13 protein-coding genes are annotated in these 20,882 nt (G+C 60.7%); 4 read left to right on the top strand and 9 right to left on the bottom strand.

The features are described 5' to 3' along the window. Window positions 1-77 precede the first annotated feature (77 nt). The 3 genes from P5540_15370 to P5540_15360 all read left to right on the top strand — a co-directional run bounded on the left by P5540_15370 (window position 78) and on the right by P5540_15360 (window position 4,368). Entirely contained in the window at window positions 78-1,382 is a 1,305-nt protein-coding gene (locus tag P5540_15370; protein ID HRT66196.1) for an aminotransferase class I/II-fold pyridoxal phosphate-dependent enzyme, read from the top strand. A gap of 115 nt (window positions 1,383-1,497) precedes the next feature. Beyond that, window positions 1,498-2,340 (top strand): sugar phosphate isomerase/epimerase family protein, encoded by an 843-nt coding sequence (locus P5540_15365; GenBank protein HRT66195.1) that lies wholly within the window; start codon window positions 1,498-1,500, stop codon window positions 2,338-2,340. Window positions 2,341-2,592: 252 nt separating this feature from the next. Beyond that, the gene (locus P5540_15360; GenBank protein ID HRT66194.1) at window positions 2,593-4,368 is read left to right on the top strand and encodes a sodium/solute symporter; all 1,776 of its coding nucleotides are present in this window, start codon (window positions 2,593-2,595) and stop codon (window positions 4,366-4,368) included. Between the two features lie 86 nt (window positions 4,369-4,454). On the opposite strand, the gene P5540_15355 is transcribed toward P5540_15360, so the two are convergent. The 9 genes from P5540_15355 to P5540_15315 form a co-directional block, all read right to left on the bottom strand. Continuing rightward, window positions 4,455-6,380, bottom strand: a complete 1,926-nt coding sequence (locus tag P5540_15355) for an ATPase, T2SS/T4P/T4SS family (protein ID HRT66193.1) — start codon at window positions 6,378-6,380, stop codon at window positions 4,455-4,457. 75 nt (window positions 6,381-6,455) lie between these two features. Beyond that, complete coding sequence (locus P5540_15350; GenBank protein HRT66192.1) at window positions 6,456-7,352, bottom strand: PfkB family carbohydrate kinase; 897 nt, start codon at window positions 7,350-7,352, stop codon at window positions 6,456-6,458. 86 nt (window positions 7,353-7,438) lie between these two features. Next, on the bottom strand, window positions 7,439-8,812 hold the full coding sequence (locus P5540_15345; GenBank protein ID HRT66191.1) for a sigma-54 dependent transcriptional regulator: 1,374 nt from the start codon (window positions 8,810-8,812) through the stop codon (window positions 7,439-7,441). 139 nt (window positions 8,813-8,951) lie between these two features. After that, window positions 8,952-10,871 carry an ATP-binding protein gene (locus P5540_15340; protein HRT66190.1) on the bottom strand — a complete coding sequence of 640 codons (1,920 nt, stop codon included), beginning with the start codon at window positions 10,869-10,871 and terminating at the stop codon, window positions 8,952-8,954. Continuing rightward, window positions 10,868-13,381, bottom strand: a complete 2,514-nt coding sequence (locus P5540_15335) for an ATP-binding protein (protein ID HRT66189.1) — start codon at window positions 13,379-13,381, stop codon at window positions 10,868-10,870. Before P5540_15335 ends, P5540_15340 begins: the two co-directional genes overlap by 4 nt. Before the next feature lie 62 nt (window positions 13,382-13,443). Then, entirely contained in the window at window positions 13,444-14,691 is a 1,248-nt protein-coding gene (locus P5540_15330) for a beta-ketoacyl-[acyl-carrier-protein] synthase family protein (GenBank protein HRT66188.1), read from the bottom strand. A gap of 9 nt (window positions 14,692-14,700) precedes the next feature. Further along, on the bottom strand, window positions 14,701-16,245 hold the full coding sequence (locus P5540_15325) for a hypothetical protein (GenBank protein ID HRT66187.1): 1,545 nt from the start codon (window positions 16,243-16,245) through the stop codon (window positions 14,701-14,703). 276 nt (window positions 16,246-16,521) lie between these two features. Continuing rightward, entirely contained in the window at window positions 16,522-17,868 is a 1,347-nt protein-coding gene (locus tag P5540_15320; protein HRT66186.1) for a Gfo/Idh/MocA family oxidoreductase, read from the bottom strand. Between the two features lie 67 nt (window positions 17,869-17,935). After that, complete coding sequence (locus P5540_15315) at window positions 17,936-20,215, bottom strand: carboxypeptidase regulatory-like domain-containing protein (GenBank protein HRT66185.1); 2,280 nt, start codon at window positions 20,213-20,215, stop codon at window positions 17,936-17,938. 173 nt (window positions 20,216-20,388) lie between these two features. Here P5540_15315 and P5540_15310 point away from each other — a divergent pair. Further along, window positions 20,389-20,882: hypothetical protein (locus P5540_15310; GenBank protein HRT66184.1), on the top strand; the 494-nt coding region annotated here is incomplete at its 3' end.

The raw sequence follows: 20,882 nt of genomic DNA, 5'->3' as shown, positions 1-20,882 counted from the left end.
CCACCCGTCGTTTTATTATACGGAAGCGGCCGATGCGAAATAGAGGCCGCGGGTTGTTTACGGTGGGAGGCATTGCCATGAAAAGTGTCGAATCAACGCGCAGAACTTTTTTGAAGACAACAGGGACAATGGCGGCGGGACTCGCCTTCGCGGGAAACGTATCCGCCCAAGGTTCCACCGAGAAACTGGCCATCCAAGGCGGGCCTAAAGCGGTGACCGTACCGGATTCGGACGCCGCCCGCTGGCCGCGATACGGCGAAGCGGAAGAACAGGCGGTCCTTGAACTCGTGCGGCGGCCGACCTACGATCCGATTGCGGGGCTTGAGGAAGATTGGAAAAGCCATTTCGGCGTGCCGTTCGCCAAGGCGCATTTCAACGGAACCAGTGCGCTGGCCTCGATGTTCTTTGCGCTGAACCTGCCGCCCGGCAGCGAGATCATGGTTCCGAGTTATACCTTTTTTGCGACCATCGTTCCGATGCGGCTGTTCGGGCTGGTTCCGGTATTCGTGGATATCAACCCGCAGACACTCAACCTCGACCTGAACGATGCCAAGAAACGGTTGACGAAGGACACGAAGGCCATCCTGCCGGTCCATTGGATCGGCCTTCCGGCGGATATGGACGAGATCAACGACTGGGCCCATGAAAAGGGATTGATCGTTCTCGAAGACAGCGCGCATGCACACGGCGCGAAACTCAAGGGCAAGTACACGGGATCGTGGAGCCGGATGGCCATCTACAGTTTTCAGGCCACAAAACCCTTGCCGTCCATCGAAGGCGGATTGGGCGTCTACCAGAACCGCGAGGATTTCGAGCGGGCCACTGCGTTCGGCAATTACGACATGCCGGGCATCCCCGCCGACAGCCCGTACATGAAATACAAAGGTTCGGGGCTCGGATTGAAATTCCGCATGCACCCCTTCGCGGCGGCGCTCGCGCGATGCCAACTCAAGGGTCTCGAAGAACGCAACGAGGCCGGAGCGAAGCAGGTGCGCCAACTCAACGACGCCCTCCTGCAACTCCCCGGATTGTCCGAGCAAACCAGCGGACGCAAGGACGTACAGCGGCTCTACTATTCGTGGAACATGCTGTTCATTGATGAGGCGAAGGCGGGCATGACGCGCGAGGCGGCCGTCAAGGCGCTTGCCGCCGAGGGCGTGCGCGCCAGCGCGCTGAGTTACACGCTCCAGCACAAACTGGCGATCTATGCCGAGGATGAATGGTGGCATCACAAGCCGGTGATTCCGGAATTGCCCGGATCGGAAAAGGCCAACGCGACCGCGCTGGCGCTGCCGTATTTCACGACCGAAGTCCCTGAACTCGTCGAACAGTATGTGAAGGCGTTTGAAAAGGTCTGGGCGCACCGGAAGGAGCTCGCGTGATCTGTACTCCCATGTAGTTTGTGCTCGCGTTCGCGTTCATGCTCGTGCGCGTAATCGAAAACCGTATCCGCGAATGGCATCGAGCACAAGATGAAGAAAACGGAGGATCGAGGAAATGAAATCATTGGCTACTCTAAGCATAATTATGCCAGCTCTTCTTGCCGTTTTTGTCGCAAACGCCGCGGACGATGCCCCCGCGTGGCCGCTCGCGTGCCGAACGGCAAGTTACGGCAAGTACGAGGCCGCGGCATTGAGCCACATGTCATCCATCGGCCTGAATTACGTGTTCATTCCCGTGCCCGCGGCGGATCAGGTCGAGGCTACGATCCAGAAACTCAAAGACGCCAAACTGACGCCGCTGGTTGTTCGCGGCAACACAGACCTGTCGAAGGAAGCGTGCGTGGATGAACTGGGCGCGCAGGCGGCCATTTGCGGGAAGATGGGCGTCAAGTACATGTTTCTCAGCGCGAAATGCAACGGCGCGGAGAAATCCGTCGTTTACGAGCGCCTGCGCCGTGCGGGCGACGCCGCACAAAAACACGGCGTCATCATCTCGCTCGAAACACATCCGGAACTCTGCACGAACGGCGATGTCCAGCTCGAAACCATGAAGGCGATCAATCACCCGAATGTCCGCATCAACTTCGACACGGCGAACATCACGTTTTACAACAAGGACACAACGGCCGTGGCCGAGTTGAAGAAGATCATTGACTATGTCGCGACGGTTGAAATCAAGGACCACAACGCCGAGTTCGAGTCGTGGAATTTTCCGGCCCTCGGCACCGGCAAGGTGGACTTTCCCGCCATCTTCAAGATTCTCAAGGAGCACCAATACGCCGGCCCCGTAACGATCGAATTCGAGGGCGTCAAGGGCGTCGAATTGACTGAAGAGCAAACAAAACAGGCCATCGCGGATTCGGTGGCGTACGTGAAATCCATCGCCGCGTTCAAATAGCACCCGAATGCCGACATGCTTCATGGATTGGACAATAAGTACTTCGTACACGACTTGCGGCGTTCTTGTCGCGCTCGTAATCGAAAGTGAATGAAATCGGCGAAATTGCTGAAGAGAAGGAATGACGATGTCTTTGAAGCGCCTTGGTTTTCGCGGATTTGGGACAAAGCAAATCCTGATTACGATTAGGAGCACGAGCACGAGATCTGAGACCGCGGGCATTGCAACGTCAGATATGAAGCGGGGGAAAGCATGACTTCACAAGGATATAGTCACCTGAGCGGCCCTGATTACGTCATGCTGGGCGGATATTTTGTCATCATGCTCGGCATCGGCCTGTACTTCTACCGGCACATGCGCGGCATGAAGGATTACTTCACGGGCGCGAACAAGATCCCGTGGTGGCTGAGCGGCGTGTCGTTCTACATGACGAGTTTCAGCGTGGCCGCATTCGTGTTCTATCCATCGCTGTGTTACCGGCACGGCTGGGTCGGCGTGACGTTGCTGTGGGTGGCCGTACCCGCCGCGTTGTTCAGCGCGGGCCTGTTTGCGGCACGTTGGCGGCGCGCACGGATTGACAGCCCTGTCGAATACCTCGAAACACGCTACGGGCCCGTGTTGCGGCAACTGTTCGCGTGGCAGGGCGTACCGGTCAAGATCATTGACGACGGGATCAAACTGTACGCCACAGGCAAGTTCATTTCGATTTGCGCGGGCATACCGATCAATTACAGCATTCTCGGCGCGGGCGGCGTCATGCTCCTCTACACGTTCATGGGAGGCGTCTGGGCGGTATCGGTCACGGACTTCGTGCAATTCGTCGTACTGGCGGCAGGCCTGCTGATTGTGTTGCCGTTATCCATTTCAAAAGCGGGCGGCCTCTCGAACATTTTCGAAAATTCGCCCGACGGCTTTTTCAACCTGACCTCGCCGGAATTCGGCTGGTCGTATGTGATTCCGCTCGTGTTGCTGTACAGCCTTGCATGGAGCAGCATCAACTGGTCGCTCATCCAGCGCTATTACTGCGTCCCGAACGAAAAGGACGCGCGGAAAGTCGGCGGACTGGTTGTGGCGTTGTACATCATCGGACCGCCGATGATGTTCTTCCCCGCCATCGCCGCGCGACAGTTCATCCCCACGCTCGCGGACGCCGGTGACATCTATCCGACACTGTGCGCGCAACTGCTGCCCGCGGGCATGCTCGGCCTCGCCCTCGCTGCGATGTTCTCGGCGACCATGTCAACATTGAGCGGCGACTACAATGTGTGCGCCAGCGTGCTCACCAACGATGTGTACCGCCGCCTGATTCGGCCCCGCGCCGCGGAACGCGAACTGGTGACCGTCGGGCGCGCAATGACGCTGATCATCGGCGTCATCGGACTCGGCGCGGCCTTCCTGATGGCCCGGGGAAAAGCCGAGGACTTGTTCCGCATCATGGTAACGCTGTTTGGCATCGCGACGGCCCCCGTCGCCATTCCGATGCTACTCGGTCTTCTTTCGCGCAAGATGACCAACACGGGTGCGGTGCTCGGATTTCTCGCGGGAATCGGCGTGGGACTTGGCCTTTTCTTCCTCTCGCGCATCAACCGTGAAGTCGCGTTCATGGGCTTGGCCTGGCATCCTAAGGCGTCTGAACTGGTCATCGGCGGCTTCGCGATCAAAATGGAGATTGTCATGTTCCTGGGCACGGCGCTGGTTACCTTCACCGTCATGGCTGCCGCCAGCCTGCTGAAACCGATGGCCTCCGCCGATCGCGGGCGCGTCGAAGCGTTCATGAAACGCCTCGAGGCGCCCATCGGCGCCCTTGAAGAGGACAAAGCCGCAATGGCACATGCGGGGAGCATCATGTCGCCCTTCCGGGTCGTGGGATTTTGCATCGTCGCCATCGGCCTGTTGATGCTGGGCGTGCTGCCGTGGGTCAAAGATCCCATGGCCTTTTGGCTTGACGCCGTGCTCGGTTTCGCGCTCATGGCCGCGGGATTCGTTGGAATTGGACGCGGTTATTGGAAAACCCTGCCGAAAGGGTAAAAGAACGATCCCCCCTGCCGGAATGGCCCAATCTTCGGTGTGTTTTACATGGAGTAACGGCCGTATCGCGCGCGTTTCACGCGGCGCTATACCCGAATCGTGCGCAAAAATTCCTCGGGCGCGACAATGCCGTTTTTGACCTTGAGCCGGCAGCGATCGGCCATCGTCTTCATCTTGGCCGTTTTGGCGATTTCCTCCACGGACTTGTCGAGATTGATCAGTTTGCGAATTTCAGGCGTCACTTCGAGAATTTCAAAGATGCCGGTCCGGCCCTTGCTTCCCATGTGATAACACATCTCGCATCCTTTTCCGCGGTACAGTTTCTTGGTGCTTTCCGGTAGCCCGATCTCTTTGAGCAACGTCTTGGGCGGTGTAAAGGATTCCTTGCAATTGGAGCATATCTTCCGCACAAGGCGCTGCCCGACGACCGCCGTGAGGGCACTGGCGATCAGGTACGAGGGAATGCCCATGTTTCGCAGGGTCGAAATGGCCTCCGGCGCGTCGTTCGTGTGCAGCGTGCTGAAGACGAGATGCCCCGTCATGGCGGCGCGGATGGCAATGCGGGCGGTGTCGGGATCGCGGATTTCGCCGACCAGCAGCACGTCTATGTCCTGGCGGAGCGCCGCGCGCAGCGTGTTCGCGAAGGTCAGATCGATGTCCGCGTCAATCTGCACTTGGTTGATCCCCGACAACTGGTACTCCACGGGATCTTCGAGCGTCACGATGCTGTCGGTCATGACGTTCTTCTGGTTCAGCGCCGCATACAAGGTCGTCGTCTTGCCGCTGCCGGTCGGTCCCGTGACCAGGATCATCCCGTAGGGCTGCTTGATCAAAGCCGTCAATTTGCGTTCGTCTTCCGAATCGAGCCCCAGATCCTTGATGCCCGCCAACACGGCGCTCTGGTCGAGCAGGCGGAGCACGACACGTTCGCCGAGATAAGTGGGGAGCGTCGCCACGCGGATGTCGTATTCCGAATCGGCGATTTCCATGCTGATGTGTCCGTCCTGCGGATGGCGCGTCTCGGTAATGTCCATGTCGGACATGATCTTGATGCGTGAAACCACCGCGTTTTGAACGTCCGCCGGAATGCTCATCACGTCGTGCAACACCCCGTCAATGCGGTATCGCACGCGCATCTCCGGTTCCTGCGGATCAAGATGCACATCCGTCGCCCCGGAATTTACCGCGCCCTCGATAATCGTCGTGACCAGTTTGATGACGGGGACACCGGAGGCTTCGCGGGCGATTTCTTCGAAACGGGCCTTGTCGGACGATTTTTGAGTTTCCATGGTCTTCGCTTCCTTTGACAGCGTTTCCTTGGGTTTGATTTCCTGGCCGGCGGCCGGCGCGGGCTGATGGGAGCGCCCAATGCGCAGTTTTGCCTCGTGATATCGTTTCGTGATCTCCGAGCGGAGATCGTCCGAACTGGTGAGAATGGGGTAGATCCGCTTGCCCAGCAGGACACCCACGCTCGCCAGGGCGTCGCGTGTTTGCGGATGCGGAATCAGCACGGTCAGTTTGTCGCCCTCCAGACGCACCGGAAGCATCGAATTGCGCCGCGCCATGTTTTCGGGCACGCATTCCAGCGCTTCGGGATCGCTCGGCGTCGCCGCCAGTTCGGCATATTCCAAACCGGACTGCTTCGCCAGCGCGCGGGTAATTGTCTCGCGCGTGACGGTGCCCTTTTCCAGCAGGATATTGCCCAACAGGCGGCCGTTGCGATTTTGCTCCGACAAGGCTTCGGCCAGTTGCTCTTGTGAAATGATCTTCATCGCCACAAGCGTGTCGCCGAGACGGCTATGTTCTTCCCGCACGGATTTCGGGTGAAATTCGCGCAGGAAGATCTCTTCCAGCATGCCGAAACTGGTTTTACGCATCTGCAAAAGCTGGCGATACCACGGCGTGCCGGTCGCCGCCTCGCGCTCGCGGGCCTCGACCAATTCCTCCCGCGTAATCACGTCGCGCTTGACGAGTTCTTCGCCGGCGCGCGCAACCTTTTCTTCCGTTGACATGGCGCCATCCTCCCAACGTGTCGGGCGCATTATACGATGCGCGGGCGGGAATGGCAATGGGCGGGCAGCGTATTCTTAGAAAGCGACGAGGCGCCTGAACGCGTTGAAGCGTTCGGCGATGTCGGAGGGGGTCATTTCGGCCAGACGGCCGGGGCCGAACGCCTCGCAGGCATACGATGCGACCACGCTGCCGTGGACAACCGCCTGCCGCAGCGTTTGCGGGTCCGTATTGCCGATTTGCGCGATATGGCCCATGAATCCGCCGGCAAACGTGTCGCCCGCGCCGGTCGGATCGATCACATCGCGCAGCGGGAACGCGGGCGCCGCGAAGATTCCATCGTCGTGGAAAAGCAGGCATCCGTGCTCGCCCTTCTTGATGACGACGATCCGCGGGCCGAGCGCGCGGACGGCCTCCGCGCCCAAAACGACGTTGTGTTCACCGGTCAGATCCCTGACCTCGGAATCGTTGATAATCAGACAGTCCACGCGGGCGAGAACCTTTCCGAGATCGTCGCGCGTCGTGTGAATCCACAGGTTCATGGTGTCGAGGGCGACGAAGGCGGCTTTCGCCTGTTCGAGCACTTCGAGTTGCAGGGCGGGGTGAATGTTGCCGAGGAACAGAAATTCGGCGTTGCGCGCCGTTTCCGGAAGTTTCGGATGAAATCCGGCAAAGACGTTGAGTTGCGTGTCGAGTGTATCGCGATGATTCACATCGTGGTGATAGCGGCCGGTCCAGCGAAACGTCTTGCCGGACGCCCTTTCGAGACCGGCCAGATCGATGCCCTTCCCCTGGAGCAATGCGACATGCTCGTCTGGAAAATCTTCTCCGACCACCCCGACCAGATGCACGCGGGTATAGTGTGACGCCGCGAGCGAAAAATACGTGGCTGCGCCGCCCAAGCCTTCCTCGTTTCGGCCCCACGGCGTATCCACGGTATCCAGCGCAATCGAACCCACAACGGTCAGACTCATGAATTCTTCCTTGTTTGACTGGTTTGAGCAGCATGGATGGACACGATGGACAGGCTCGACCGGCGTGCCCGCCCATCCTTTCGCTTTCAGCCTTCGGTGTCCGTTTCCGCGGCCATGCCAAGTTGATCCATTTTGTATTTCAATATTCTTCGCGTCGTGCCGAGCAGTTCGGCGGCGCGGGATTGCACGCCGTTGGCGCGTTCGAGGGCGCGCCCGATTAGGCGGCGCTCAAGCCGGGCGACGGCCTCGTCCAGCGGGAGACCATCGAAATCGGCCACGTCGGCGGCCGGTGTGACGGGCGCGCCCGCCAGCATGCCTTCCAAACAATCGCGCCCGATCGTTTTGCGTGCACGGTTGCAGACCAGTATCCGCTCCACGGTGTTTTCGAGTTCGCGCACATTCCCCGGCCACGAATAGGCCTGGAGCGCGGCCATGGCGTCCGGCGCGAATTCGACGGCCTTTGCGTCAATGCGCGGCGCATGCTTGGCGAGGAAATGCGCGGCCAGTCTTGGAATGTCTTCGCGGCGGCGACGCAGCGGCGGCATTTCGATGGGAATGACATTGATGCGATAGTAGAGATCTTGGCGGAAAAGCCCCTGCGCGATAGCCTCGGGCAACACGCGGTTGGTCGCGCAGACAAAGCGTACGTCCACTTCGATGGATTTCGAACTGCCGACGGGATAAAAGCAGCCGTCCTGCAGCACGCGCAACAATTTTCCCTGCGCTTCCAGGGGCATTTCCCCGATTTCGTCGAGAAAAAGGGTGCCGCCGTCCGCGGCGCGCATTTTGCCCTGCCGCTTTTCGGTGGCGCCGGTAAACGCGCCTTTTTCGTGGCCGAACAATTCGCTTTCAACGAGATTCGGCGGGATTGCACAGCAGGAAATCGGCACAAAGGTCTTCGAGGCTCGTTTGCTCCCGTAATGGATCGCGCGGGCGACGACATCCTTGCCGGTTCCGCTTTCGCCGGTAATCAGGACGGTGGAATCCACCTCCATGGCCTGGCGGGCGCGTTCGACCGCCTGAAGGAAAGCCGGAGCTTCCCCGATCAGCACATGGCCTGCCGCGCCGGCCTCGCGCAACGCGGCCAGTTCGAGTTCCTGGTGTCGTTCGGCCAGCAGGCGTTCGACGGCAAGCAGGACTTCCGTGACATTGAACGGCTTGATGACATATTCGCGCGCGCCAAGTTTCATGGCCGCCACGGCGGAATCCACGCTGCCCGTCCCGGTCACCACGATAACCGGAATATCCTCGCCGCGGCGTGCGAGTTCCTCGAGAAACGCGATGCCGCTCATCTGCGGCATGGTCAGATCAAGCAGGATCAGATCCGCGTGGCGTTGCTCCAAAAGCGACAACCCCTCCCGCCCATTTTCAGCCAGCAAAACGCGGTACTGATCCGACAACATTACGCGATAAGACTGCCGGACACCCGCCTCGTCGTCAATGGCCAGGATGGTATGCATGGGACTTACGCCAACCCCGGGCTAATGCCGTTTGGATTCATTGGCAAGGGGGAAAAACAGGGGATAAAGGGCGAAAAGGCACAGGAAACCTTTCTTTCCTTCTGTCCCTTTTCAACCTTCATCCTTCATCCTTCATTTTTCAACTTGCATTCGCGGCCACGGGGATCGAAATCACAAAGGTGCTTCCCTTTTCCGAACTTTCGGCCAGATTGATATCCCCCGCGTGTTCCTGGGCGATGCGCGCGGCGGTTGCAAGGCCAAGGCCCATGCCATGCTCCTTTGTGCTGTAAAACGGCATGAAAATATTGGGCGCGTCGCCGGGAGGAATGCCGGTACCGGTGTCGTTGATGACGATCTGGCAGGCATCGTCCTTGCGGCGTGTCGCGACCTTCAAGGTGCCGCCGCCGGGCATGGCGTCCATCGAATTGCGCAATACCTGTTCGATGGCGTGCCGAAATTGTGAAACGTCAAGATCGGCTTCGGGACTGGTCGGTTCCCATTCCGCTTGGAGTTTGATGGCCCGTCGCGCCAGTTCGTCCTCAAAGGAATGCAGGACGGCGCGAACGGTTTCGTTCAAATTGACCCGGCGCAGGATCAACTCCGGTTTTCGTGCGAAATCGAAGAGCGTTTCGACCACGCTGTTGATCCGCTGGACTTCCTTCTGGACGACGGATGAAAAAGCGTCGCGAAAGTCTTCCGAATCGTATTTGCGCGGCAGAAGCTGTGCAAAGGTGTTGATGGCCACCATCGGATTCTTGATTTCCTGGGCGACACGGCCCGCAAGATGCTCCCAGAAGGGGCTGTAGGCGACTTCCCGGGCCTGCACAGTCGGCTCGGCCGCCTTCGAGAAGAGGACCACCACGCCGTCGGCGCCCATGGGCGCGACGTTCAATTGCAGGGTGCCGTTGACCGCGGGATCGTGGAAGGCATGGTTTACGCGGGGTTGGCCGTCGGACAAGGTCCGCAGAACGGCGTCGGCGAAACCGCTGCCGAGTTTCTGCACGCTGCGTCCGAGCACGTCCACCGCGCGCAACCGCAGGATGCTTTCGGCCTGCTGGTTCATCATCGCGACGGTCTTGTTCGCGGCCACGACCACCACACCCGCCGGGACATGGGCAAAAACGGTGTTGAGCCGATGGTGGCGGTGCGACGCATCCCGGTGCGACTGGGATCGCTCGAAGATGCCGGACGCGCAGCGGGCAAGCACCGTAAACAGTTCACGGTCTTCCATCGTGTATTCGGCGCCTGACGCCTTTTCGCCTATGGCCAGCGCCCCGCAGACACGTCCCGCGCAGACCAGCGGCACGGCGAACCGCGCGCCGAGAATTTGAAGTTCCTTGGCGGCCTCGGCGGCCCCGGCTTGCAGAAGACGGTCGAACAGGCAACCGTTCTCCTCCAGCCAGCGCATAATGCCGCTGCCGAAGCCAAGCAGCAACGATCCCGTCACTTGGGCGGAAAGCCCCTGGCTGGCCACCACGCGGACATGGCTGTTGGTTTCCAGGAGGACGGCGCTGCGCACCGTGTCGAAAATATCCACCAGCGCATCCGCGAGACTTTGCCCGAGACGTTTCGGATCATCGAGATAATTCGACGCGCGGCCCACCCAGCGCAAGGCCATCTGATGGCGTCCCACACCGGCTTCGCGCACGGGATCATGGTCAAAGGCCGGCAGCCGGTGCGGCCGGGATTCCCGCGCGGCCAGTGGAACGCGCGGACGCATGGCGCGGTCGAGGGCGGCGCGGAGGGCTTCGCACGAAAACGGTTTCGGCAGGCAGGCGCGCGCGCCGGCCAAAGTGTAATTGGCCAGTGTCTCCGAATCGCCGCGGCCGGACAAAACCAGCACGGCGGCCCATGGCGCGGCTTCAAGCACAACGCCAAGGGCTTGCGCGCCCAATCCGGGGCCGTCGTCTATCACGACTGCATCCACCTGCATCGTGTTCAGGCGGCGCACGGCCTTTTCCGCGCCGGCCTCGAACAGGATCAGGTCGGTTTCGGGCAAGGCGGCGCGCATGGCCTCGCAAATCGCCCGTTCATCCGCTATGACCAGTATGACATTCATGTCTGGAGTTCCAAAGGCTGCGTCGCGACCGCGCCCGGCAACAGCGGAAACGTCACCGTAAAAGACGTCCCCGCCCCCGGCGTGCTCGTTACGTCAATCTCCCCGCCATGTTCCAATACGATACCATGAACAACCGACAAACCCAAACCACAGCCCTCCGCCTTGGTGGTGAAAAAGGGCGTAAAAAGGTGCTCGACATGCTCCGGCAGGATGCCGGCGCCCGTATCCGACACCGTCACGCGGACACAGTCCGTTTCGAGAAACGACGTGTGGCCGTTGCCGCGCAACCGCGCGCGATCGAACCGGGCCTGAACGGCCAGGCATCCCTCGCCGGAGGCGCGCATCGCATCAATCGCGTTGAGGAAAAGGTTGAGAAAAACCTGGTGAAGCTGTTGTTCGTCGCCGTAAACGGACAGGGATTCTTCCGGAAAATCGGCACGCACCTCGATGCCGGCCTTGCGGGTCTGGTTCTCGACAAGCGCCAGTACGTGCTCGATAATCCGGCGAAGATCCTGGCGCGAAAAATCCACCGGCTTGGGCCGCGCGAAATTGAGCAGGCGGCTCACGATCGCGTCAATGCGCTCGACCTCGTGCGGCACGACTTCCGAAAAGGTCCGGCGGAAATCGGCATCGTCGAAGCGCGACGGCAGCAATTGCGTGAATGTCTTGATTGACACAAGCGGGTTCTTGACTTCGTGCGCCATGCCGGCCGCCAGCGTACCGATTGACGAGAGGCGATCCGCGCGCTTGACGTTTTGTTCGAGCCGCTTGATCTGGGTTTGGTTGTGAATCATGACCAAGGCGCCGTCGTGGCTTCCGCCAGGACCTTCGAGACAGGACGAGGAGATGACTACCGGAATTGTTTCGCCGCCGGGGCCGGACAACACCGTTTCAAAATCGCCCACCCCGCGCACATCGGCCATGGTTTGACGCAGGACACCGGCTATTTCCGCCGGCAGTTCGTCAATGGACTGGCCCGCGCGCACGGGACCCAGCATTTCCACCGCCCCGGCGTTGAAATGGGTGACCACGCCGGACGCATCGGCCGCGACCACTCCGCTGGGCATGTTGGCCAGAATGCGCTCAAGATGCATCTTCACGTTTTCGACCTTGAAGTACAACTGGGCGTTCTCAATGGCCGTTCCAAGGGGTCCGGCAATGGTCTCGAACACCAATATGTCGTCGGCCGAATAGATGTCCCCGGAATTTTTTTCGCCGAGAGTCAGTATGCCGACCATTCCGGAACTCGACCACAGCGGAATGCACGCGAACGCGTCGAGTTCGGCCAGATGGCGCGCGATGCGCATGGTCTCCGGCGTGCATCGCTCGTGGAGAAGTTTCTTGAGGATGAGCGGCGCGGGGTTTTGCTTCAGATACGCGATCAACGCGGCCTGATCGCCGTTTCGGCTCCTTGTTTCTCCCGGTTGCGTGGAGAATTCCGTGACAAGCATGCCGGGATCCTTCCCGTCAATCAGCAGGAGCCGGATGAGGTCCACGCCCATCGTCGCGTGGATATCCCGCGCGATCGCGTCCAGCAACGCATCCAGCCGGACCATTTTCGCGGCGGTTTGCGTTATGCGCGCACACAGGGCGTTGGTGTCGTAGCGCCGTTTGACGACCGTCCGCTCAACGAACAGTTGTAGGCGTTCCTTCAGCGGCTGCAACACCAGCGCGATAATCAACGCGGCCAGCACCGTCGTGAAGAGATTGCCGGCGCGACCGCCGCTGCTGAACACCCAGTGCACGACCGACACCGTGCCGAGAAAAGTCGCTATTACGAACACGGTGACAACGGCGTAGATCGTGGTGCGCGAAACGAGCAGCCAGATGTCGAGCAGATGATAGCGAATCATCGCGTACGCGAGGAAACCCATCATCACGACCGTGAAAATGGGGCCGTAAGCCTCGAGCGAGCCGATCTTGAGCGCCGGCGCGAGAACGTTGGTCGCCGACGCAAAGGTGGTCGTCAGGAAAATGCCGATCAGGACGTGCTCGATCTGGCGGCGTTCGATACCCGTGGCCTTGCTCCGCTTGATGATGAGATCCGAGAAAGAGAAGGCCATGGACAGGAGAACCCAGAATGAATAGGCGAGAAACACGGGGCCGTAGACCACCAGCGGGGCCTTGCCCGGCGGCAACGTAACGCTCTGAACATACCACGGCGTGAAGGTGCCTGCGATTTGCACGAAAGCGCCCGCATAAAGCAGCGCCAACACGGCGCGAAGCCCCTCAAAACGCTGATGCGGGAAGAAAACAATGAAATGATAGAAGGTCGCGGGAAGGAAACTTGCCACAATAAAGGTCGTTCTGAGCCAGAAAAGCGCTTCGGCCCCGGTTCGGCTGTGAATGATCATGACGACACCGAGCGACCACAGCATCAGATTGAGCGACAATATCGCGAATTGCCGGTGAGTCCGCTTCCACGGATTGCGGAAAATCACGATTCCGCCGAGGGCGCAACTCAGCGCCGCCGACACCAACAGCAGAAACGTGCTCACGGCCAGATTCATAATCCGCCTTCAGCCTTTTTCAACGGGGACCGTCCTGGATTGTTTCCTCTAACACCACACATCTAATTGACCCGCCGCAACACGGCGGTGCTGTAGGTTCCGCCGAAACTGATCGCCGAAACCAGCGCCGCGCGCACATCGTTGAGCCGGGAATGGTTGGGCACGAAGTCGAGGTCGCACACCGGATCCGGATCCATCAGGTTGATGGTGGGCGACACGACGCTCTCGTCGAGCGCCATCAACGCCGCCGCCACGCCGAGCATCCCGCCGGCCGCGTACGCCTGGCCGGTCATGGACTTCGCCGCGGACATCGGAATGCGGTAGGCCCGCCCGCCCAGCGAACGCTTGTAGGCGTTGGTTTCGCAATGGTCGTACATTTCCAGTGAAACGCCATGGCACTGCACATGGTCAATATCGTCCGGTCCAAGGCCCGCATCCTGCAGCGCCGCATCAATTGCACGCGACAGCGCCTTTCCCTCCCGGTCCAAGATCAGAGGATTGCTGGCGTCCGCGGCCGCCCCGGTGCCGGCGACTTCCGCGAACAGGCGGGCGCCGCGCGCCTGGGCGCGATCCATCCGCTCCAGCACAACGGCCACGGCGCCTTCGGCAAGAACGATGCCGCTACGATTGCGGTCAAAGGGTCGCATCGCCTTGTCCGGCGCATCGTTGCAACTCGATAGAATCCCCAGCGAACACGCCGTCGCAAAGGACATGGGAAACACCGGCGATTCCGTCGCGCCGACCACGGCTGCGTCCACGCGCCCGGACTGAATTTGCGAAACGCCCCAAGCCAGCGCGTCAATCCCCGTGGCGCAGCCGCTCGCAATCGTAATCGCCGGTCCCCGTAAACCCAGATCGATGCTGACATGCACGGTCGCCGAATGACCCGAAAAGGCGGAACTGGCTAGTTTGCTCACTTTTCGGTATCCCTGCGAGAGATACGCCTGTTGCTGCGCCTCGTAAGCCTCGTTCGGACTGCCGATGCTCGTCCCCACGGCCACGGCCAGGCGGTCGCCGTCGTAGCCGGCCTTGCCCAGTTCCGCGTCTTCGACGGCCAGTTTCGAGCAGGCCACGGCTTGGTGCACATGGCGATGCCAATGCGCCACCACGCTTCGCTTCATGAAATCATTCGGATCGAAGTCCCATAATTGACCCGCAATCCGGCATGGAAACTCCGACGCATCAAATCGGTCTATCTCTCGAATGCCGCTTTCGCCCTTTTTCAGCGCATCCCAGAACGCGGCGCGTCCAAGGCCGTTGCAGGCCAGCACGCCCACACCCGTGATCACCACTCCCGTTCGTGCCGTCATGTCGCTCGCTCAGTTTCCAACCGCTGCCAGCAGCGGACGATAAGGACGCAGCGCGACCGTATTGGCCGAGGCGCCGGTCCGGTGGTTGAATCGTTCTATCAACGCCGCGACGCCCTGGACATCGCCCGTTAAAAACCGGCGGCGGCTCGTCGCAGCGAAGTCATCCTCGTGGCCTTCATGTCCCAGCGCCCGCGCGATGAGCGCTGTTTCCGCATCAACGAAAACGGACACGCCCAATCCGGCGGCCTCGCGGATCAGCCCGGTCCGGGCGCGCAAGGCCGATCGCGTTTGACGCCAACCGCGCCCGCCATCCGGACATTCCCCGTCGCTCGCGGAGAGGATTGCGACGGCATCCGGCAGCACGCGACCGATAAACCGCAGCGTTTCGGCCCGGGTATGATAATCATCGTGTCTGCCGGGATAACGGAACCGGGCGACTGTATACAGTCCGGCGTTTTTGCTCGCTCGCAGGACCGTTTCGGCCTCGCTGATGCCAAACGTCTTTCCATAACAATCGCTCGCCAAGCGCTGGCTGCCACTCGCAATATCGAACACGACGGCACGGCATCCCGATGCCGTCAAGGCCGAAAATGTCCCGGGACGCGATTGTGAAACCGCGCCTTCACATCCGTGCCAGATTTGCAGACCCCGCGCCAGAATTTCATAGCCGACGGCGCTGACATGGGAAGCCGACGGCGGTTCGCCCGAAAACCACAACACCCGCGCGCCTTGATCCGAAACAATGCGGCCCGCTTCATCGCATACCGCACGAGTCGAACGGGCCCGTGGCGTTCCGTCACCCGGACATGGGCGCGCCATTTCCACCTCGAACAGGTTCAACTTGTTCCCCGGCGCCAACGCCGGATACAGACCGGTGTCGTACACCGGCGCGGCAAAATCATCGAATTCGGACACGCCGAACCGCTCGGGTTTGCGGCCCCCGTGTTTCCAAAGAAGATTTGGGATGAATGACCATAGACCCGGATGATCCAGCCGTTCCGCCCATTGCAAAAGGCTCCACTCCGGATCTCCCATGCACAGGCAATCAAAAGAAGACAAAACCCCGCGAAGCGATTCCGCATGACGTTCGACAAAGGCGCCGACTGCCGCAAGACGCACCGACGGCGCCCATTCGCGAAGCCGCGCCGAAAGTTCCACCGCGCCGGCTACCGTCTCTGGACCGTCAATCATCATCGCCACAAAATGAAGCGGTTTCCGTGATGCGATCATCCGGGCCGTCTCGTCAATCAGCTTCCGTTCCCGGGCCCGAATCGCACGATTCATGTTGCGTAGGCGCCAATAGGCCGCGAAAGCCTTCAAGGGCGCGGCCGGGGCATGAAGAAAAAAAGGGTCTGCCATGTCATGCACGGAAGAACGACAACCGCCGGGATACAGACGCTCCAGCGTCTCCAGCGTACCGTAATCGCAAATGCCCGTTTCATGCCCCTCGGACTCCAACGCGGCCGCAAGACCCGCAAGACGACGATGGGGCATCAACGTGCGCCAGGTAAACGGAATTGCTGGAAAAGACACAAGCAGACTGCATGTCTTCATGGTCGCTCCTCGCCGCCGGTAAGGTTGTTTACGCCTTCCCGCGCATGCCTAGCCACACCCAATGACCACAAAATATTGAGGTTCCCAAATCAACCACACACTATATTTCGACTTGAAATCTAGCATATTTCCCATATATATGCAAGAAAAAAGATTTGATACCATATATTGTGTTTTCAAGGCCTTTGTGCATAGATGGGCGCATATCTTGGGTTGGCCTTGTCGGCATGACTCGCCTGTGGTGGGATCAGACGAAACGGACGCCCTGGAAAGGAGTTACAACGTCCATCCCGCGCGATAGGGACGTTTGACCCATGCGTTGGCTTCGGGCAGGTTCACGACCTGCATGGACGGGGCATCCCATTTGAGGATGCGGCCGGGAAAACGCCGGGCGAGGTTGCCGAGCAGGGCGAATTCAGTCAGGGGTCCGGAATAGCTGAAATCGGACGAGGCCGGTTTGCGTTCCTTCGCGGACTGAATCCAATTTTGTTCATGCGATCCCTGAATACGCGGAATCGTTTTCGGCGGCAGATCGGCCGACTGCATGGCGGACTCGGGGATAAGCCTCGGACTGTCGCCGTAAACGCCGCACATGATCGTGCCCTTGTCGCCCCGGAACAGGACCCCGCCTTCCGGTGGCAACTTTCGGTTTTCTTCGAGTTCAGGCGGACGCGGCGGTTCGAGTCCCTCGTACCATGTAATTTTGATGGGCGGCATGTTTTGGCGCGCGCCGAATCCAAATGTCACAATGGCCGCGAGCGGATGGGTTTCCTCGTTGCCACCCATCACCGAGGCTTCGACAGTTTCCGGCGCGCCGAGTTTGAGCGCCATATAGACGCAGTCGAGCGTATGGACGCCCCGGTCGCCCATCATGCCGCAACCGAAATCCCACCAGCACCGCCAGACCATCGGATGGTAGGCGGGATGATACGGACGCATCGGAGCCGGACCGATCCAAAGATCCCAATCGAGCGAATCGGGCACGGGCGGCGTGTCCGCCGGACGATGGTCCCATTTCGAACTCCAAGGCGCGTGCCCGAAGGGGTAATAGGACAGGCTGCACCACGCCTGCACTTCACGGACGTCGCCGATCACGCCCCCCCAGATCCATTCGCAGATCAACCGGATGCCTTCCTTCGAGTGGCCCTGATTGCCCATTTGCGACGTGATGCCGGCTTCTTTCGCGGCTCTGGCCACCATGCGCGCCTCGTGGATGTCGTGCGTCAGCGGTTTCTGCGTGTAAACGTGCAGGCCCGACTGAATCGCGGCCATGGTGATGACGGCATGGGTATGGTCGGGCGTGGCGATGACAACGCCGTCGAGACTCTTTTCCTTGTCGAACATCTGGCGGAAATCGGTGTAGAACTTCGCGTTCGGATATTTGGCGATCGCCTTGGCGGCGCACTCGCGATCCACATCGCACAGGGCCACGATGTTTTCGGTTTCGCATTCCGCAAGGTTGTGCGGTCCCATGTTGCCAAGCCCGATTCCCGCGATGTTCATCTTTTCACTCGGCGGGATGGTCCCCGGTCGCGCAAGAACGTGCCGGGGCACGATGGTGAAGGCGCCGGCGGTCGCGGCGGCGGCAAGAAAACGACGGCGGGAGGTTTTCGATTCATTCATGACGTGGCTCCTTATCGGCAAGAAACAAGGCACAAAATGCGCAACAACCGCAAACAATCCTCCACTTTTATATCAACGGGCTTCTGCCAAAACAAGAGAAAAGGCGCTGGCGGCGCGCGGCGGCCATGGCCGCAAGGCCCATCAATGCACAAACGGGGACAAGCCAATCGCCGCCGCACGGGGACGCCGCGTTTTCGAGCGTACCGCCGAAACAGCCGCCACCGCCGCCCTGCTTCAACCGGACGGTCACGGTCGAAACGCCGCCGCCCTGGATTACCACATCGGCCTCGCCCGTCTGGTAATCGGGCGCGTTCGCGATTGCGCGGCATGCGCCGGGATTGACGCAGGCGAACACGTACAGGCCGCCCGTGTTTTGGGTGATCGCGAAGGGCGGGCCGGGATTCAACTGCACGAACGCATTCGTGATGGGCGCCGAGGTCTTGTCGTCCACGACCGCCACGACCACCGCGCCGCACACGAGGCTGTTCACGGCAATCGCGCCCCCCGTGCCGCGCACGTCGTTGTTCCAGGCAAAATTCTCGCCGAACGGTCCGGCCAGCTTGACCTCGTTGAGCGCGATCGGCAGTTCCGCGTTCTTCGGTGCGGTATCCGGCACCGTAAAATGGAGCACAGCCAGCGTTTGATCGGTCTTCGCGCCCGCCAGCGCGAGGTCGCGGCTCATCGCGATGCGCACAAAGCCCGGCCCGGCATTGTAGTCGAACGCGAAATCCAGCGCCGCCGTCCCCGGTTCGACCGAGTCGAGCACGAGCGACGCGGTTTGCGGCGGGAAACTCACCAGCAGTTCGCAGCCGCTCAAGCCCGTCGCGTCGTCTATCATGACCGGCACGGCGATGCTCCCGCCGGGAGTCGCCGAAAGCCCTTCCGGAATGTACACCCGCACCGTGCGCCCGCGGACCGGCAACTCGCCCGGGGCCGGATTGATCGGGCGATCCTCCGCCACGCGCATGATCATCACCGCGTCGGCGCTGTCCACCAGCTCGTCGCCGTTCATGTCGCCCGACGTCGTCTGGCAGCCCTGCGGCACGACTTTTTTCACCACGATCTTGAGCACAAGCGACGCGTCGGCCATTTGCACCGCGCCGTTGGCGTCCACGTCGCCCAGTTTGCACTGGCCCGACACACACGCCTGCGCCGTGGCGGAAATGTCCGCCGCAATGGCCTGCCCTAGGGCGTTTTGGAACGATGCTTCCGTGAAACGCAGCAAGCCGCAGGCCCCGTTCGGCGCGTCCGCCCGGATGGTCGCATACAGATCGAACACGCGGCCTTCGCCCGCGAACGCCGTCCCGCCCGACGTTTCGATGACGACGCGCCCCGCCGTCGCGGTGTCCGCGTTCAGCGCGACGTCCGCCGTGATTGGCGTGCGCGCGACCGTGATGTTCGACGTTTCGATCAGGCTTGCATCGTACGAGACCACGATGCGCAGATGGGCCGGACCGATCCCCGCTGTATTCGCGATGTTGATCGGAATGCGGATCCGTTCGCCGGCCGCGCCGTTTACGCCGGGCATCCATACCCGGATCAGTCCCGCACGCGCCGTAACCACCTCAGACGGCTCGCTCTCGTGGGTCTGCATGTCGAGCGCCGTCACGTAATACCAGTAGTCGCGCCCCGCGACCGCCGTCGCGTCGTTGTAGCGCGTTCCCGCCACGAAACCGGGCGTCAGCGTCGTATACGGCCCGCCCGCGGACGTGGCCCGGTACACGCGGTAGCCCATGAGGTCCGATACGGGAACCGCGTCCCAGAGCAGCAAGATATCGTTCGCGCCGGACAACGCGCGAAGGTTCCCGGGCCCGGGCGGCGCCGCGGGCGAGAGTTCAACGTCCACGTACGCCGGCGCAAGAAAATGAGACCAGTCGAAACTGTCGTAACCGGGCTTCTCGACGCGCAGCGACAAGTAGAACGTCGTGTTCGGCGCGTACAACATGAACGCGCCGCTGGCGCCGGTCTGCGCCGAATCCCGCGTCGCGCCCGACGCGAAATCGAACAGCGTTACGTTCGCGCCGGACAGCGATTGGCCGTTGCGCGCATCCATCACCGTGCCGTCAACAATGAACGATCCTTCGCCTTCGCCTTCACCCTCACCTTCACCCTCGCCTTCGCTTTCCCCTTCCCCTTCCCCTTCGCCGGCGCTTTGCAACGTGTTGAAATCGAAGGGACCCGAAATGCCGTCCCCCGCCAGCATGGTCACGTCGAAGGCATTCGAGATTCCTTCATACGGGCGCATGTTCAATTCGAACGCATTCGAGATGCCGTCCTGGGCGTATCCAGCCCCGGCCAACGTCAACGCCGCCATCATCAAGACCATTTCACATCGTCTGCGAGTCATAACCCCTCCTCTCGCGCGTCTAACGCGAAACATCCCGTTGTCCGTCTCCTCGCTTAGAGGCTTTTCGCCATGTTCGCATTTGCCTTGCGCTATGCGGTCGCGCCCTTTTAGGGCGCTCTTCGGAACCATCTACCATGTTTCCAAAACATCGCCCCGCCATTCTCCATGTTGACATGGGTTTTGGCCTGAAGGACCAACACATTGTGACTCGCCATTGCCCGGCCATTCCCGGTATTGACGCGGATTTTGGCCTGAAAGGCCAACACATCAAAGCCCAGGGCAACGCCCTGGGACGTGAACGGATCCTCCCGTCGCCAGCCCTGAAAGGGCGCGACATTGGTGTACTGGGAAAAATGTACCGCGCAACATGCGCCCTGAAAGGGCGCGACATTGGTGTATTGGGTAAAATGTACCGCGCAACATGCGCCCTGAAAGGGCGCGACATCGTAGCCCAGGGTAACGCCCTGGGAAACGGAAATCCGTCACCGTCATGCGCCCTGAAAGGGCGCGACATCGTAGCCCAGGGCAACGCCCTGGGACGTGAACGGATCCTCCCGTCGCCAGCCCTGAAAGGGCGCGACATTGGTGTACTGGGAAAAATGTACCGCGCAACATGCGCCCTGAAAGGGCGCGACAATGAATCAATCCCACACATATCGTTCATCGT

Source organism: Candidatus Hydrogenedentota bacterium, assembly GCA_035450225.1.
GTDB lineage: Bacteria > Hydrogenedentota > Hydrogenedentia > Hydrogenedentales > SLHB01 > DSVR01.
This window is presented reverse-complemented; position numbering and strand designations above follow the sequence as displayed.